At 63.5% G+C, this 15,349-nt stretch carries 14 protein-coding genes; 5 read left to right on the forward strand and 9 right to left on the reverse strand.

What is annotated here, in order from left to right; translation table 11 throughout:
* Positions 1-89: 89 nt before the first annotated feature.
* Positions 90-902, forward strand: a complete 813-nt coding sequence (locus AB8841_RS23910; protein ID WP_370438255.1) for an alpha/beta fold hydrolase — start codon at positions 90-92, stop codon at positions 900-902.
* Between the two features lie 316 nt (positions 903-1,218).
* On the opposite strand, the gene AB8841_RS23915 is transcribed toward AB8841_RS23910, so the two are convergent.
* The 4 genes from AB8841_RS23915 to galE all read right to left on the reverse strand — a co-directional run bounded on the left by AB8841_RS23915 (position 1,219) and on the right by galE (position 5,671).
* A complete protein-coding gene (locus tag AB8841_RS23915; RefSeq protein WP_370438256.1) occupies positions 1,219-2,193 on the reverse strand; it encodes a phosphoribosylaminoimidazolesuccinocarboxamide synthase in 975 nt (324 codons plus the stop codon).
* 294 nt (positions 2,194-2,487) lie between these two features.
* A complete protein-coding gene (locus AB8841_RS23920; protein ID WP_370438257.1) occupies positions 2,488-3,579 on the reverse strand; it encodes an outer-membrane lipoprotein carrier protein LolA in 1,092 nt (363 codons plus the stop codon).
* Positions 3,580-3,885: 306 nt separating this feature from the next.
* Positions 3,886-4,416: a DoxX family protein gene (locus AB8841_RS23925; RefSeq protein WP_370438258.1), complete on the reverse strand. Its 531-nt coding sequence runs from the start codon at positions 4,414-4,416 to the stop codon at positions 3,886-3,888.
* Positions 4,417-4,678: 262 nt separating this feature from the next.
* Positions 4,679-5,671 carry a UDP-glucose 4-epimerase GalE gene (gene galE / locus AB8841_RS23930; protein ID WP_370438259.1) on the reverse strand — a complete coding sequence of 331 codons (993 nt, stop codon included), beginning with the start codon at positions 5,669-5,671 and terminating at the stop codon, positions 4,679-4,681.
* Between the two features lie 111 nt (positions 5,672-5,782).
* Between galE and AB8841_RS23935 the strand changes: the two genes are divergently transcribed.
* On the forward strand, positions 5,783-6,094 hold the full coding sequence (locus AB8841_RS23935; protein WP_370438260.1) for a hypothetical protein: 312 nt from the start codon (positions 5,783-5,785) through the stop codon (positions 6,092-6,094).
* A 158-nt stretch (positions 6,095-6,252) separates the two neighbouring features.
* Here AB8841_RS23935 and AB8841_RS23940 read toward each other — a convergent pair whose 3' ends face one another.
* Complete coding sequence (locus tag AB8841_RS23940) at positions 6,253-7,527, reverse strand: ISNCY family transposase (protein WP_370438261.1); 1,275 nt, start codon at positions 7,525-7,527, stop codon at positions 6,253-6,255.
* Positions 7,528-7,702: 175 nt separating this feature from the next.
* Here AB8841_RS23940 and AB8841_RS23945 point away from each other — a divergent pair, with 175 nt between their 5' ends.
* Both AB8841_RS23945 and AB8841_RS23950 read left to right on the forward strand, forming a co-directional pair.
* Positions 7,703-7,963, forward strand: a complete 261-nt coding sequence (locus AB8841_RS23945) for a hypothetical protein (RefSeq protein WP_370438262.1) — start codon at positions 7,703-7,705, stop codon at positions 7,961-7,963.
* 98 nt (positions 7,964-8,061) lie between these two features.
* Complete coding sequence (locus AB8841_RS23950; protein WP_370438263.1) at positions 8,062-8,403, forward strand: response regulator; 342 nt, start codon at positions 8,062-8,064, stop codon at positions 8,401-8,403.
* Positions 8,404-8,536: 133 nt separating this feature from the next.
* Here the strand turns inward: AB8841_RS23950 and AB8841_RS23955 are convergent, their stop codons facing one another.
* A complete protein-coding gene (locus AB8841_RS23955; RefSeq protein WP_370438264.1) occupies positions 8,537-8,827 on the reverse strand; it encodes a hypothetical protein in 291 nt (96 codons plus the stop codon).
* 915 nt (positions 8,828-9,742) lie between these two features.
* Between AB8841_RS23955 and AB8841_RS23960 the strand changes: the two genes are divergently transcribed.
* Positions 9,743-11,512, forward strand: coding sequence for an adenylate/guanylate cyclase domain-containing protein (locus AB8841_RS23960; protein WP_370438265.1), 1,770 nt, complete (start codon positions 9,743-9,745; stop codon positions 11,510-11,512).
* A gap of 1,058 nt (positions 11,513-12,570) precedes the next feature.
* Here the strand turns inward: AB8841_RS23960 and AB8841_RS23965 are convergent.
* The 3 genes from AB8841_RS23965 to AB8841_RS23975 form a co-directional block, all read right to left on the reverse strand.
* Complete coding sequence (locus tag AB8841_RS23965) at positions 12,571-13,359, reverse strand: ATP-binding cassette domain-containing protein (protein WP_370438266.1); 789 nt, start codon at positions 13,357-13,359, stop codon at positions 12,571-12,573.
* The gene (locus AB8841_RS23970) at positions 13,359-14,312 is read right to left on the reverse strand and encodes a sugar ABC transporter substrate-binding protein (protein ID WP_370438267.1); all 954 of its coding nucleotides are present in this window, start codon (positions 14,310-14,312) and stop codon (positions 13,359-13,361) included. The genes AB8841_RS23965 and AB8841_RS23970 overlap by 1 nt, the downstream gene beginning before the upstream one ends.
* Positions 14,313-14,374: 62 nt before the next feature.
* Positions 14,375-15,334: an ABC transporter permease gene (locus AB8841_RS23975; RefSeq protein ID WP_370438268.1), complete on the reverse strand. Its 960-nt coding sequence runs from the start codon at positions 15,332-15,334 to the stop codon at positions 14,375-14,377.
* Between the last annotated feature and the right edge of the window lie 15 nt (positions 15,335-15,349).

Below are 15,349 nucleotides of genomic sequence, written 5' to 3' on the forward strand. Positions count from 1 at the left end.
CCGGCAGGTTTTCCATCTGACTCGAAGCAGCCCTCTGTTCCTCTCGCGCATAGTCCGCGACAGGCTGCCTCCAGCGACAGCTTTCGACCATGACGACTTTCGACACAGGCACATTCCTGAGCCGCATTCCCTTCGCGAAGATCGGCTCCGGCCCCGACCCCATCGTTGTTCTCAACGGCGGGCAGGCCTTCGTCCGGCGCCCCACGCCCGCCCGCACGGCGAGAGATGCCAGGCGCATCGCCCGGCTCCTGCCGTCCCATCGCACGGCCTATCTGCTCGGCTACGATCCCGCGCCGCCGGCGGGCTACAGCATCGGCACCATCGTCGGGGACGTGTCGCGGATCCTGCGCGAGGAGATCGGCCCCGCGAGCGTGATGGGCATTTCCTTCGGCGGCTTCGCGGCGACGCGTCTGGCCGCCGACCATCCCGATCTCGTCAAGGATCTGGTCCTCATGGTGAGCGCTCACCGCTTCTCGCGGGAAGGCCGTCGCAGCGTCGACCGGCAGATCGCCTGCGCCTGGCAGGGCGATTTCGAGGGCTTCCTCGACGAATTCGGCCTCGTCTTCCGACGCCCCTGGCTCAACTGGCTGCTCCGGATGCGCCTGAAGCAGGAGCGCAGCAGGCTCCGGGAGACGATGAACGATCCCGCCACCATCGTGCGCGGCCTCCACGCGGTGGCGGGCGAGGATTTTGGCTCAAATCCGGATTGGCTGAAAGCGATCCGGGCCCGCACGCTCCTCGTCGGCGCGACCCGCGACCCGTTCTTCGACGTCGACGCGATGGAGGAAACGGCCCGGCTGATTCCCTCCTCGCAGCTCAAGCTGTTCAGGGGCGAAACGCACATGCTTCCCGTCGAACGGACCCGGGCCGTGGCGAGGGCCGTGAAGGCGTTTCTGCAGTGATGATCGGAAGCGGAGGGAACCTTTTTCGTGTCCTTCCCGCCTCCCCGTCCTGGCCGTCCCCGGACTTGATCCGGGGATCAGCCCTGACCATCCACGCCTTGGAACCGGAGCCGCTCTTTCGCGCGATGCTCCACTCCTTGAATGGCGCATCGTTGCGAGCGGACCCGGAGGGCCGCGTCAGCGAAAACCGGGTCCACTTTTCCGCACGATGCGCTAGAGCCTTTTCCGCAAAAGTGGATGCCGGTTTTGCGAAGAAAAGGCGTCTTTCTCAAACAACAAATGCCTTTTCCGTGAACCGAAGTTCATGGAAAAGGCTCTAGAAGTACCGCGCCAGATTGGTCCGGATGCGCTCCAGCACCGGCACGCCTGCATCCGGCAGAGCGAAGGTCCGGCCGGTGATACGCTCATAGGCGTCGATATAGACACGCGAGGTTTCCAGAATCACGTCGGCGGGGATTTCGGGGATCGGGTCCTTGTAGGGATCGCAGCGCGCGACGACCCAGCTGCGCACGAAATCCTTGTCGAAGCTCTCGGGCCGCTCGCCCGCCTCGAAGCGCTCCGCATAGCTCTCGGCGAACCAGTAGCGGCTGCTGTCGGGCGTGTGGATCTCGTCGGCGATCATGATCCGGCCCGCCTCGTCGATACCGAACTCGTATTTGGTGTCGACGAGGATCAGGCCGCGCGCCGCTGCCATCTCGCGGCCCCTCGCGAAGAGCGCGAGAGCGTAATCCGACACGGTCTTCCACTGCTCGGCGGTCAGCAGCTTGCGCTCGACGATCTCATCCGCGGTCAGCGGCTCGTCGTGGCCGCCATGGAAGGCCTTCGTGGTCGGCGTGATGATCGTGTGCGGCAGCTTCTGGTTGTCGCGCATGCCGTCCGGCAGGCGGATGCCGTACATCTCGCGCGCGCCCTGCTTGTAGAGCGAGAGGATCGAGGTGCCGGTGGTTCCGGCGAGATAATCGCGCACCACGATCTCGACCGGCAGGATGGTGAGCGTCTTGCACACGGCCACGTTCGGATCGGGATATTCGATGATGTGGTTGGGGCAGAGATCGGCTGTCTGCTCGAACCAGTACCGGGCGGTCTGCGTGAGCACCTGCCCTTTGAGCGGAATGGCCGCCAAGTTGCGGTCGAAGGCGCTGATGCGGTCGGACGCGATGATGATGCGCCGCCCGTCCGGCAGGTCGTAATTGTCGCGCACCTTGCCCCGGTAATGGTTCGGCAGTTCCGGGATCGTCGCATCCTCGAGAACGTAACCGGCATATGCCCCGAGGGCTGCTTGATCGACCATGCTCACCTGCCACGGCTGTTCGGGTTCCAGCCCTCCACGGGGCCACGCCGACTTCTAGCGCATCGTGCGAAAAAGTGGACCCGGTTTTTCGCCAGAACGATGCGCTCCATCTAAGAGGCGAACATCGTGCGGACCCAGCGGGCCGCGCGAGCGAAAAGCGGACCCGATTTTCACGAACGTGGCCCGCTGGGTCCGCTCAAACGATGCGCTCATCTCAGAAGGGAGCATCGGATCCCCGGGCAGGTTAGCCCCCGGCTCGAGAAACATAGGCCTTTCCACGGGTTCAGTTGGGGTTCAGTTGGCCCCGGCGCTCCTGCGCTGCACCACGTTGAGGCCGGACAGGACCACAGTCGTCTCGTAGCCTTGGGAATCCACGATGGTCCATTGTTTGAGGGCGTTCGCGCGGCTGTCGAAGCGCAGCGTGATCTTGGACGTTCCGCCGAGCGTCGCGCTGTCGTCGAACGCCACCGTGATCACGCCGTCGCGGCCGATCTGGACGTCGCGGATCTTCGTGTCGCGCGCCAGATCGACGTTCTCCTGCACCAGGAACTTCAGGGGCGTCTGGCCAACCGGATAGACGTCGTTGGTGCCGAGCTTCTTGTCCCGGATCGCCACGTTGCGCCCGTCCGACACGATCTCGAGGGTGCTCGGCGGCGAATAGGCAAAGTGCAGCCGCCCCGGACGCTGCACGGAGAGGGTTCCCTCAACCTGCTGCCCGTTGGGGTTCTTCTGCACGAAATAGGCGGACATCTGCTCCATGCTGTTGAAATAGGCGTTCACCCGCTCCAGGGCGGCGGCCGGAGAGGTCGGGTTGGGCGGCGAAACGGGCGTGACGGGGGCGGCCCGGGCCGCGACGGAGGTCGGCGCCGGAGCGCTTTGCGAGGGCGTCGCGCGCGCGGGCTTCGGCGGCTCGGGCACCTTGACGGGAGCCGGCTCGGGAGCTTTCGGCGCTTCGGCCGCCTGGGCCGGCGACTGCGGCGCGGGCGTCGGGGTTTCCGAGACGGCCTCCTTCACCGCAGGCGCGGCGGGAGCGGGTTTCGGCTCAGGTGCGGCCGCCGGCTGGAGTTGAGGCTGCGCGGCCTGCTGGCGGGTCGACGGCTTCGGCTTGGGCGCCGCAGTTTTGGTCAGGGGCTTGACTTGGGGCTTGGCCTGGGGCTTCGCCTGCGGCTGAACCGGCACTGGGGGCGCCGCGGGAGCGGCAGGCTCCGCCTGCTGAACCGGAGCGGCCTGCGCGTCCGGTGCGCCGCCCTGCCCCTGACCGGGCTTGAAGATGCCGTCGAGGAAGCGCGTCAGCGGATCGGCCGCCCGCTGCTGGGCGAGAGCCGGCGTGGCGAGCGCCAGAACGAGGGCGAGACCGGCGGAGCGGCGCAAAGACTTCTTGAGCATGACTCGACTGCAAACCCGAAAATAGGACATATCCGCAAGGCGGCTCGCCGCGTGAGCGTGGCGGTCCAGCCTTATCGCGTCGATAAAGGGCTGAATGAAGGCACTAATTTGGGGATGAAAGCGAGTCGCGTCTAGAGCATCGGACCCAAAAGTGGATTTGCACTTTTGGGATTCCATCCGATGCTCCCAGCTTGAAAAGGGCGCATCGTTCAGGGCGAAAAGCCGGATCTGCATTTTGCCCGCGGCCGCCGGGGCTCACGACGCGCCGAGGACCGGGCGGAACTCCAGTCGGCTCGATCGCTGCCCTCAGGCGGCGTTGGCGAACTCCTCCTCGTCCTCGGCGGAACGGACCGGGGCCGGCTTCGGCTTGGGCTTGGCCGCGCGCGGGCGGGACTGGCGCTTCTTCTTTGCGGGCTTGCGCATTCCCATGCCGCTCCACCAGCCCTGCCAGCTCCAGGCCCCGGGACCGGCGATAAGGGAGAACATCAGCCCGGACAGGACGCCGAGATTGGCGAGGAAGAGCGCCTGCTCGGCTTGGCGGTTCAGGCCGCCATAGTCCCAGAACCGGTGCAGGGCTCCGGTGGAGACCGCAACGGATGCGATCAGGGCCAGGGCGCTCACGCGCGGCGCGAGGCCGAGGATCAGGGCGAGAGGAGCCACGATTTCGGCGACCGCGATGACGGTCGCCACGATGTCGCCGTAAGGAATACCCTTGAGGGTCAGCGCCGCCGCGAAGCCCGAGATATTGGCGAGCCGGCCGATGGCGGGGGGCAGGAAGCAGCAGGCCAGCAGGATGCGCCCAAGGAGCAGAATTCCGTTCGTCGCGCCCGCATTCATGATCAGCCCTCTCCTCATCGGTCGCGGCCCGGAATCGCGGGCCGCCGGTCCGCATTAGAGGCAGAGGTTCTTAAACTGTTCTTAGCGCATCGCGCGAAAAAGCGGCCCCGGTTTTTCGCCAGAACGATGCGCTCGTTCCAGGAAGGGAGCATCGGATGGGTCCCAAAAGTGCAAATCCACTTTTCACGTTCGATGCTCCAGCCCGCCCGGCTTTCCACGCCTTCTTGAGCGCGGGCCGGTCGGGAGGCGTGCACACGCTGCATCACAGGCGCATGTTTCTCTCGCGCAGCATGCTCTCCCAGCGCAGGGTGTGCTCCACGATGGTCGAGAGATCGTCGTAGCGGGGCTCCCAGTGAAGCCGCGAGCGGGCGCGGGTGGAATCGGCCACGATGCTGACCGGATCGCCCTCGCGCCGGGGCGCGAGGCGGGCCTCGAGCGGCCGTCCCGAGACCTCTCGGACGGTGTCGATCACCTGCGACACCGAATAGCCGTGGCCGTATCCGCAATTCACCACCAGGCTCTCGCCGCCGGCGCCGAGATGATCGAGCGCCTGCATATGGGCCGAGATCAGGTCGCTCACGTGGATGTAGTCGCGGATGCAGGTGCCGTCGGGCGTTGGATAATCGGTTCCGTAGACCTCCATGGAGGGCCTCATGCCGAGCGCCGTCTGGACCGCCACCTTGATGAGATGGGTCGCATTCGCGGTGCATTGCCCGTGCCGCATGGCTGGATCCGCTCCGGCTACGTTGAAGTAGCGCAGGACCACGAAGCGCATGCCGTGGGCTGCAGCCACGTCACGCAGCATCACCTCGGTGAGCTGCTTGGAGCTGCCATAGGGCGAGAGCGGCGCGAGCGGCGCATCCTCCGCAAGGGGCCGGTCGGACGCGTTGCCGTAGACCGCCGCCGTGGACGAGAACACGAAGGTCTGAATGCCCGCCGCGACCGCCGCCGCCAGAAGCGAGCGGCTCTTGACCGTGTTGTTGAGGTAGTAGCCGAGCGGATCGCGCACCGATTCCGGCACGACGAGCTTGGCGGCGAAATGCACGATGGCCTCGATGGAATGGGATTTGAGCGTCTGGAGGACCAGCTCGTAATCGCCCACGTCGCCGACCACGAGGGGCACATCCTCAGGGACGGACCATCGGAAGCCCGTCGAGAGATTGTCGAAGACAACGGGATTGTGGCCCGCATCGCGCAGAGCCAACACCATGTGGCCGCCAATATAGCCGGCCCCTCCAGTCACCAGAACGTTCACGGGCTTCCTCAATGCTCTTTCGCGTCATCGTGGCCTGAATGGGTCTGGATTTCCAGTGCGGCCTGCTGGCAAAACAGACGGCCTACACGGACATTTATGATAGGGTGCTGCATGAACGAACGCACGGAATACTGGTGGGTCCACCACGATTCCAGAATCCAGCCGGCGGAGGTCGGTTTCGTCGGCGGCATTCCCGTGCATTTCCGGTTCCTCGGCACCGCAGGCCAGGTCCGGGCTGAATCGGCCGAGCTGATTGAGCGCCTGCCCGCCCCACCCACGCCCGTCTTCCGCCCTCCTCCGGCCGCAGCCGCCTCTCCCGCGGTCAAGCCGCAGATATCCGGCTCCTGGCTGTGGTTCATCGGCATCCTGCTCCTGATCTTCGTCGCGCAATGCTCGGGGCCGATCTTCGACGCGCTCAAGTGAGGATTGAAGCCGAGACCCGAATGCGCGCCGCTCCGCGCATTCGGATGCGCTGTTCCATAACGAGATCAATTCGGTGCTTTAGCTGTCAGAACCCGTTAGACAAGTCGCTGATTGTCCTCGTTAGAGATGTCACTTCTGGGGAGAGGCTACCTTAGGGCTCAGCCCACCTTGAACAGGCTCTTGGCCTGCCCTCGCCGACGCGGTGCTTTGCGGCTGCGGCTCATGTCGAGCTCCTTCTGCCGCTCGGCGATATAGGCCAGAACCGGCCCCAGCCGCTTGTTCTCGACAATGGCCGCCTGATCCACCTGCTGGCGGCGGTCAAAGGGTCTGTACGGCAGCTCCAGGCCCTTGTGCTTGATGGCCAAGCGCCCATCCGGATAGTCGTAGACGATCACTCGCTGGCGGGCGAGGGACAGCGTGATCGCGTTTGGCTCGAGAATGAACAGCACCTGGTCGTATTGAAGGGTCAGGCTGCGCGAGACCGTGCGCTCCTCCCGCCAGGCGAACACGTCATCCAACTCATCGTCCTTGCTCAGCGGTCGATGCAGGTCCTTGTCGCTGTAGGGCGCCTTGGCAAAGCGGCGGTTGAAGTCCGCGATGAAGGCGGGCAGGAACGCGTTGCCCGCCTCAAGGGTCGAGATCCCAGCCAGACGCAGCTCCTTGACCAGCCGGTCCTGCAAGGTGCCGTTGGCGCGCTCGACCCGGCCTTTGGCTTGGGGAGCAATGGCGCAGATGATGTCGATGTCGAGCTGATGCAGCGCCCGCCCGAACTGGGTCATGCCGTCGCCGCCGGTTGCCCCTACCTTGTTGATCCGGAAGGTAGCATGCTTGTCAGAATAGAATGCTACCGGCTTGCCGTAGGCCTCCAGGTACTCCCGGGTGGATCGGAAATAAGCGAAGGTCGACTCGGTTTCGACGAACTTCAGGTGCATCAGCCGGCTGGTGGCATCGTCAATGTAGACCAGCAGCGTGCAGGGCGGGCCGCGGTCCTCAAACCAGTCATGCTCGGAGCCGTCGATCTGGATCAACTCGCCGACGCAGTCACGTCGATAGCGCGGCTGGTGGCGGTCCTGCCACAGGCCCGCCGCGATCATCCAGCGCCGGATCGTCTCGACACCCAGAGCGATGCCGTGCCGCCCGGCGAGCTTCTCGCAGGCGAGGGTTGGGCCGAAATCGGCATCGGTGGCTGTGATCAGCGCCAGCACCTCGCTTCGCAGCGCCGCCGGATAGGAGCGGTTGCTGGGCTTGCCGCGCCGGCTCGACACCAAGGCTGCGGGACCGCCGGCATGGTCGGCCTTCAGCCATCTGAACACCTGGCGCTGTGGAATCGGCAGCAACTGGGCGGCTTCGCGTACCGTAATCCGCTCCGCCACAACGTCCCGCAGAACGTGAACCCGCGCGATCTCCGCCCGGCTCATCGCGATCACCGTCATCAGACCCAATCTCCCCAGCACCATCACCCAGGGAGAGTGACATTTGTAACGGGGAGAGGGGTGACCTTTCTAACGGGGGTCTACAGCTCCATGTCGCGGAGGGCCGCTTCTGGAACAACGAACAAACCGCCCCCCTCTGGGTTGGCTGGTATCCATTCAGGTCAGAGGGATCGCCATGCCGCGCTTCTACTTCGACGTGCGCGAGGGGGCGAGCTTCACCCCTGACGAAGAAGGCCTTGAGTTCGACACCCTGGACGCCGCCGAACGCGAGGCTGCCTGTACGGCGGCGGAGATCGGCCGGGATCGGCTGCCGAAGGGCGATGCTCGGGAGGTCACAGTCGAGATCAGAAACGAACACCGCCAGCGGGTTCTGACGGTAACGGTCTCGATGGAGATTAACCGGGTAGACCCGGAGCCGTTGCGCCCGCACGCGTGAGACAATTGTCCGCAAATTGCACGTCATGTCCTTTATCGAACCGGATCCGGTTGATGATGTCCTCTGGCTGTCCATGTATGCCTGACATGAGAGGCATCATGGCAATTCTGCTCGTTGAGGATGATCCGTTCGTGCGGGAGATGGCCGCAACCCAGTTGGAGGAGGCGGGCTTCGAGGTCATTGAAGCCGTTAACGGCGGCGAAGCTCTCAAGCTCCTGCAAACCGGGATCACCGTTGATGCCCTGCTGACCGATATTCGCATGCCAGAGGCCAATGGCTGGGAGGTGGCCAGGGCCTGTCGCGAGCGATTTCCGGATCTGCCTGTCATCTACGTGACGGGGTATGCCGAGCAGATGCAGCCGGTCTCTGGAGGAGTCATTCTCTCGAAGCCTTATAAGATGGCGCAGGTGATTGGCCTCTTGAAGACCGAGCTTGCTTGAGGAGAGAGATTTCCGAGAAGACGCTTCCTGGAATCCGTCACGGTCGGCGCCAGCGCGAAGTGCCCCTGGCCTTTCGACTGGGGACGGTTTGAGCACGCTACCAACCAAGGGGCCTCAGCGTCGGATGGCACTACTATTTCAAGTGAAGAAGGACCGGACCCTGCGACACTTTCGGTGCACTCGCGCCAATGTCCGACGCATTCTGCCCGATCCAGTCCTTGGCCCTTTGGACGCTCTCATCGGTACCTGTCTTGTCCTGACAGACCGTGATCGTGATGCCGCCATCGCCGGTGCGGATCAGAGAGTAACTTACAAATCCCTGTACCGACCGCATCAGGCTCTCGACATCCGACTTACGCTTCTCCAGCAGGTCAAAAAGCTCCCTGGCCCCTTGACCAGAGTAGGTTCTGATCACCGCATGCATGGCTCTTTCCTCCGTTTCGCGTCCGCCCTCCGTCGGAAGCTATCCCACGACCGATGTGGATAGCATCGCGTGTTGAGGACGAGCGAGCGTGCGCCTCTCTGAGTGAAGCGTCAAATGCCCCTCAGGCGAGGTCGGTCACCGCCATTCCGCTCCGTCGGTGAAGGAAGCTCACCGGACCAGAAGCGAAGCATGAACCGCGCGTAAAACCTATGTTTGGAATGCAAATTGCGTCGCCCAGAACGGGTGCAATCGCTCGGGGAGCTCGGCAATAAAGGGGAAGGCAAGCGGCTTTGTGGTCGAGGAACGATTGGCAACCGCTCTGCACCTGCCATTTGATGATGATCCTAATGTAGGATCAGGACATGACATTGTGCCCAGCTCTCCCTATGAAACCTCCAACGGGCCCATTCCAGGTTTGCGCCTGCCCCTCTACGTATGGAACGTGCTCCAGAGGGAAAATATCACGACCCTCGATCAGTTGAGGGCTGTGGCTGGTCAGATCGAGCAGGTGGTCCCAGGCATTGGGATCGGGATGGCCCAGGTGATCAGAGCAGAGCTCGCCCGTGTAGCGGCACGCGAAGGCAACTCTGACGAGCCCCAGTCGCCTAATCCGTGATGGCAGGCCCAATGCCGAGAAGGCGCTTTACGGAGCCCAATACGGTGTCGTTTCAGCGCCTTCGTAAGACGATCTCGGAGCGCCACCGCTAGTCGTTGTACTGGGTGGGTAAAACGGAGCGTGCCGAGCCAGCCAGAACATCCGGTCATCCCTTCGTGAGCTTGTAGCGGGCGGTCCGAAAAGCCCATACTGATGGGCGCCTCCAGTGGGATCCGAAAGCTGCCATGGCAATCCTCTTTGCCGTGCTGCGGATCGGCGCTAATCTGCCCAACTGTGGTTCCGGTGTGCGGGAGCGACCGATGGAACCGGATATCGAGCGGATCGAACGCAGGCTGGCGGCCATCCTGGCCGCTGACGTCGCGGGTTATTCCCGGCTCATAAATCGGGACGAGGCTGGCACGCTGCGGGCCCTGACCGCTCATCGTGACGTCATGGACCGGCTCATTAGCGATCACGGCGGGCGGATCGCCAACACCGCCGGTGACAGCGTCCTGGCCGAGTTCCCCAGCGCCGTTGATGCTGTCCGATGCGCCGCCCAGGTGCAGGAGGCCCTCGCAGCCGCCAACCAGGACAGGCCCGAGGAGAAGCGCCTCCGATTTCGGATCGGGGTGCATGTCGGAGATGTGATGGTGCGTGGCGGCGACCTGTTGGGCGACGGAGTCAACATCGCCGCACGGCTGGAGAGCCTCGCTGCGCCGGGTGGCATCTGCCTCTCGGACGCGGCCTATAGCTATGTGCGGAAGGTCATACCTCTACCGTTTGCCGATCTTGGGCCACAGACGCTGAAGAACATCGACGAGCCCATTCGAGCCTATGCCCTGGGTCCCAGTTCATCCATCTCGGCTGGGACAGCATACGCCGCATCACGCTCCGCCCCCGACAAGCCCTCGATTGCGGTGCTCCCGTTCAGCAACATGAGCGGCGACCCGGAACAGGAGTACTTCGCCGATGGCATCGTGGAGGACATCACCACGGCCCTGAGCCGGGTCAGGTGGCTCTTCGTGATCGCCCGGAACTCGGCCTTCACCTACAAGAGCAAGCCCATCGATGCGCGCCAGATCGGCCGCGAGCTCGGCGTCCGCTATCTCCTGGAAGGCTCGATCCGCAAGGCCGGTCAGCGCGTCCGGATCTCAGGGCAACTGCTTGAGGCCGCTACGGGCGCCCACCTGTGGGCGGATCGCTTCGATGGTGAGATCTCGGAGATCTTCGAGCTCCAGGATCGCATCACCACAAGTGTCGTGATTGCGGTCGAGCCGAGCCTGCGGTTGGCGGAGATCGAACGGGCCCGGCGCAAGCCGACCGACAATCTCGACGCGTATGATCTGTACCTCCGTGCACTCCCGGCCATCGACGTCTACACACGGGTGGGTTTCGAGGAGGCCGAAGCTCTGCTCCGTAGAGCCGTGGCTCTCGACCCGACCTATGCGGATGCGCTCGCGGCCCTTGCAGAATGTCTCGTCCGCATGACGGTCAATGGATGGGCCGCGGACAAGCAGGCCAGCACCACCGAAGCCTGCGAGCTGGCTGGACGGGCAATTGCGGCCGCCCCTGAGAACGCGGCGGTCCTGGCCACCGCGGCCTGGGCCTATTCCACCCTGGGCGTCCGCTTCGAACAATCGCTCGACTTGGCGAACCGCGCGCTCGCCCTTCACCCGAACTCGGTGCATGTGCGCTCGTTCTGCGGATGGGTCTACCACTACTTCGGGGACAGTCTGCGGGCCATCGAGCAGTTCGAGGAGGCGCGCCGCCTGAGCCCGGTCGACCCAAAGGGCTATTTCCCAATGCTCGGCCTGGCGGCGGCGCACTTGTTCGCGGGCCATTTTGAAGAGACCGTGACCTTGACCGGCCGGATCCTGGTCGAGGTTCCGACGCACAATGTCGCGCGCCGCTACCGCGCTGCGGCGCTCGCACATCTTGGCCGTATCGAGGAGGCTCAGGCGGTGATCGCCGAGCTCCTGAAGGCGCAACCCACCTCCAGCCTTCGAACGTCCCGAAGCACCAGTTTCCATAACCCCCGCATGGCCGAGCTCTACCTCACGGGACTGGAAAGGGCTGGGCTACCCGAATGACTGCGCCTTCTACTCCAGCAGTGCGTCTGGCGCATGCACGATGGATCCATCGATCTCGAACCGGGGGAAGACGGACCGGACTGGGAGGTCCAGTCGCCCGCATAGTGTGACAGAATTTCTGCCGTGCGGCATTTGGCAGACCATACCGAACCCCGCATGTTTTCCGGCACAGTGGAGATCCAGCGTATGGGTTTCCCGGATCACATTGAAAAACTGTATCAGGCGTTTCTCGCCCAACGAGGTCCTGCTAAATGCCGGGTCTGCCAATGCGACATCCCGTCGGAGAAGCGCCGAGGCCGCCCACGGCCGACCTGTCTCCCATGTGATGTGTATCAGGCCGCGCTCACGGCGGTCTCTCCTGAACCGCGGCCCTGCGAGTGCTGCGGGGTTGATTTCCGGCCACAACGGGATGCGGCAAGGTTCTGCTCCGATCCCTGTCGGCGCGCCGCTCACAGCGAGCGGCGGCGCTCCCGAGCGTTCCAGGAGTGTCAGGGATGCGGCATGCGTCGCAAGGGCAGAGCCCGCAAGTACTGCACGCCTGAGTGCTGTCGGCGGCACCGGAACGCGCAACGGCGTAAGAGCCAGCTGCCAGCTCTCCTCACCTGCCCTGAGTGCGGTACGCTCTTCAAGCCCTGGCGCGCTGGCGTCATGTATTGCTCACCGGCTTGCGGCAGGCGGCGTGCGGGTAAAAATTACGGTGCACGCCACCAAGAGCCCAGATGCACGAGAGCCAATCGGCTTCCCAGAGACATAACCTGAGGGAGACTGAAGTCTGTGTTAGCGGTTCGGGAGCAAGCTCGCTTTTCCTTGTCCATGCTGGCGGATGCGCGGCTTGTTGCTAAGCCTAAGCGCAAACTACCGGCGTGGACCTGGTGATCTCGGTAGATGCAAGGGACTTATAATCCCACGAGGTCAGAGCCAGCGGATTTACAGTCCGCCCCTTTGCCGCTCGAGGGTGCAAGGAATTGCAGTCCTCTGTATAATCGCTCGGCGACTGAGGTGGACCACCCTTTTGAGTCTGATCCCCGGCCGACTGCGGGTTGCGTGGAGATCCCTGTTTACGGCTTTCGTCCGGTCATGACCATATGAGCAAGCGTGTCGGCATCGAGGCCGTCGGTGAGTTCCTCGGCAACTTTGCGGCCGCCCTTGAGGATGACAACCCGTGTTGCTACCGCAACGACGTCGGCCATGTTATGACTGATAAGGATCACCGTGCGGCCCTCCGCGCGAAGGCGGCGGATGAGATCGAGCACTTGGGCCGTCTCCTTCACACCTAACGCAGCCGTCGGCTCATCCATGATGATCAATTCAGCGTTCCAGCGCAGGGCTCGACCGATCGCGACCGCTTGGCGCTGTCCCCCGGACAGACGTTCGACCGGCGTCGTCATATCCGCCACGTTGATGGCGAGACGCTGAAGATAGCCCCTCGCCTCGTCCGCCATGCGGCGCTTGTCGAGGAGGCGAGCGAAAGGCAGTCCGAAAACAGGTCGTGTCACCTCGGAGCCAAGAAATACATTCTGCGCAATGGAAAGCCGGGGCGCGAGTGCCAAGTCCTGATAAATCGTCGCTACCCCGCGCTGCAGGGCATCCTGCGGCGAGCGGAGACGGATCGGCTCGCCTCTGAGTGCGATGGTCCCGCTCGTCGGTTCCTGCGCCCCCGAAACGATCCGGATAAGGCTCGATTTGCCGGCCCCGTTATCACCGCAGATGGCAAGCACTTCACCAGCATGGACATCGATATCGACGCCTTTGACGGCCTCAACTGCCCCATAGATTTTCGTGATGCCGCGGAGAGACAACAAGGGCGCCGGCGCGGCGCCCTTGGCAATACTGAAAGTGGGCTTCATCAGTTATCCATGAACTGCTTCACGTTCCTGGCGTCGACCAGGACAGCGTCGAGGAACAGGTAGGGGCCCGCCGTGACCGACTCCTTGGACTGCTTCTTGACCGCGATGGTATCGATCGCCTCGACGGCCTTTTTCCCCATCTCCTCGAAGGGAATCGCAACGGTCGCCGTCAGGGTGGATTCGGGATCGGCGATGCGCCGGTAAGTGTCCGCACCACCGTCAATGGAGACCAGCGGGATCTCGCCCTTTTTCACGCCCTGTGCCCTCAGCAGGTCGTCAATGACGTAAGCCTGTCCATCGAACGACGCCCAGATGCCTTGGACCTGACCCTGGTTCTTCAGAAGCAGAGCCTGCATGCCGTTACGGACATCGTCCCGCCAACTCTGCGTCCGGGCCATGGTGTGGGTTCCAAGCACCTTGACGCCGGTATTTTCTGACAGGACGGCGTCGAGGACCTTGCCACGAATGCGCGTCCCGACGTTGCCGTCGAAGCGCTGGGTCACGATATTGCCCTGATAGTTCATCTGTCCCAGCAGATAGAGCGCGGCCTCGGCACCAACCTTGTATTCGTTCACCTGAATATCGAACAGGGTGTGGGCGCTCGTTCCGGCCATCACGGTCAGGACCGGAATGCCGGCCTCCTTGGCACTCTTGAGTTGCGCCTCAGCCTCGACGGGCTTTCCCATCGCGATCAAGATAGCATCCGGCTTGCGTTGAATGAGCGTATCAAGCTGCTCGGCATGCTTCGGGAGCGAACCCTCGGAGTTGAGGATGTTGACGTTCCACCCTTTCGCCTTTGCGGCTGCAGCTGCGGCGTTCGCCACGCGGGCGTGCGTCTCGGACGACATTTGAAAGCCGATGACGGCAAGGTCGAAAGCCTGGGCTGCGGTTGGAAGCAACGCAGCCGCAACGAAGTTCGCCCCAAGCGCGAGCGAGACCAGCAATTTTCTCATAAACGTCCCCCTGATCGTGGTCTGTATGGCTTGGCGCAATAGTATCGTGAGAATTGCGGGCGTCACGTCCTGAAATTCAACTTCTTGACGAATGCCGCGCGTTTCACAGCAGCTGCGGACAAGGCGACTGAGGCGACGATGATGAGCCCGAGCGCAATATCCTGCACGTAATAGGCCGCGCCGATTAGGATGAGGCCATTGCCCAGAGCCTTCAGCGTGAAGGCAGCGACCAATGTTCCGATCACGTTCGGCTTGCCGGGCGTGAACATAGTCATGCCGAGCAACACTGCTGCAATGGCATAGAGAAAATGGTCGCCCGCCATGTTCGGCGCTGCCGAGGACACGCTTGCGGCAAGGAGGACGGCTGTGCCTCCGGCGAGCAGGCCCGAGAGACCGAGGCCAAGGCGCTTCATTCTTGCTGTTCGAATCCCCGCAAGGCGTGCCGCCTCCTCAGCCTCGCCGGTAGCGACAAGATGAGAGCCTGTCCTGGTCCAGTTCACGAAGACGAAGGCGGTCGCGGCGATGGAAACGAGCCACCAGACAAGATTGGGAATCCCCAGGAGAGAGCCGCGCGCAAGCCCTGTGAAGCTCGTCGGCCAACGCCCGACGAAGGCGACACCCTGCGTGATCATGAAGGCGAGGCCCTTGGCGACGGCGGCGGTCCCGAGCGTTGCGATAAGCGAAGGAACCCTGAGGGCCGTGACGGCCAAGCCATTGGCGACACCGCAAAGGAGCCCGGCCCCCAGACCGGCGACAATCGCCATCCAGACAGGCTGGCCGGCGTGGACGAGGGAACCAGTGATCACGGCGCAAAGGCTCGCAACTTCCGCAATCGAGAGATCCAGTTCAGCCGTCATGAGAGCAAGCGCGAAACCAAGCGCCAGGATGGCCAGGAAGCTCGTTTCCTTCAGAATGATCGACAAATTTCCCGCCGTCGGGAAGGCCGGAGAGACAACCGCGAAGAAAGCCACGATCGCGACTCCTGCGAGGGCGGTGCCATAGGTCGAGAGAAAATGCCGCATTCGATTCACTCGCGT

This window comes from Microvirga sp. TS319, assembly GCF_041276405.1.
Classification (GTDB): Bacteria; Pseudomonadota; Alphaproteobacteria; order Rhizobiales; family Beijerinckiaceae; genus Microvirga.

Excerpts from the sequence above, each read along its gene's own strand:
- AB8841_RS23965 (WP_370438266.1), bottom strand. The coding sequence starts at position 13,359 with ATGAAGCCCACTTTCAGTATTGCCAAGGGCGCCGCGCCGGCGCCCTTG.
- AB8841_RS23950 (WP_370438263.1), top strand. The coding sequence starts at position 8,062 with ATGGCAATTCTGCTCGTTGAGGATGATCCGTTCGTGCGGGAGATGGCC.
- AB8841_RS23940 (WP_370438261.1), bottom strand. The coding sequence starts at position 7,527 with ATGACGGTGATCGCGATGAGCCGGGCGGAGATCGCGCGGGTTCACGTT.
- AB8841_RS23945 (WP_370438262.1), top strand. The coding sequence starts at position 7,703 with ATGCCGCGCTTCTACTTCGACGTGCGCGAGGGGGCGAGCTTCACCCCT.
- AB8841_RS23915 (WP_370438256.1), bottom strand. The coding sequence starts at position 2,193 with ATGGTCGATCAAGCAGCCCTCGGGGCATATGCCGGTTACGTTCTCGAG.
- AB8841_RS23920 (WP_370438257.1), bottom strand. The coding sequence starts at position 3,579 with ATGCTCAAGAAGTCTTTGCGCCGCTCCGCCGGTCTCGCCCTCGTTCTG.
- AB8841_RS23935 (WP_370438260.1), top strand. The coding sequence starts at position 5,783 with ATGAACGAACGCACGGAATACTGGTGGGTCCACCACGATTCCAGAATC.
- AB8841_RS23955 (WP_370438264.1), bottom strand. The coding sequence starts at position 8,827 with ATGCATGCGGTGATCAGAACCTACTCTGGTCAAGGGGCCAGGGAGCTT.
- AB8841_RS23970 (WP_370438267.1), bottom strand. The coding sequence starts at position 14,312 with ATGAGAAAATTGCTGGTCTCGCTCGCGCTTGGGGCGAACTTCGTTGCG.
- AB8841_RS23975 (WP_370438268.1), bottom strand. The coding sequence starts at position 15,334 with ATGCGGCATTTTCTCTCGACCTATGGCACCGCCCTCGCAGGAGTCGCG.
- AB8841_RS23925 (WP_370438258.1), bottom strand. The coding sequence starts at position 4,416 with ATGAATGCGGGCGCGACGAACGGAATTCTGCTCCTTGGGCGCATCCTG.
- AB8841_RS23960 (WP_370438265.1), top strand. The coding sequence starts at position 9,743 with ATGGAACCGGATATCGAGCGGATCGAACGCAGGCTGGCGGCCATCCTG.
- AB8841_RS23910 (WP_370438255.1), top strand. The coding sequence starts at position 90 with ATGACGACTTTCGACACAGGCACATTCCTGAGCCGCATTCCCTTCGCG.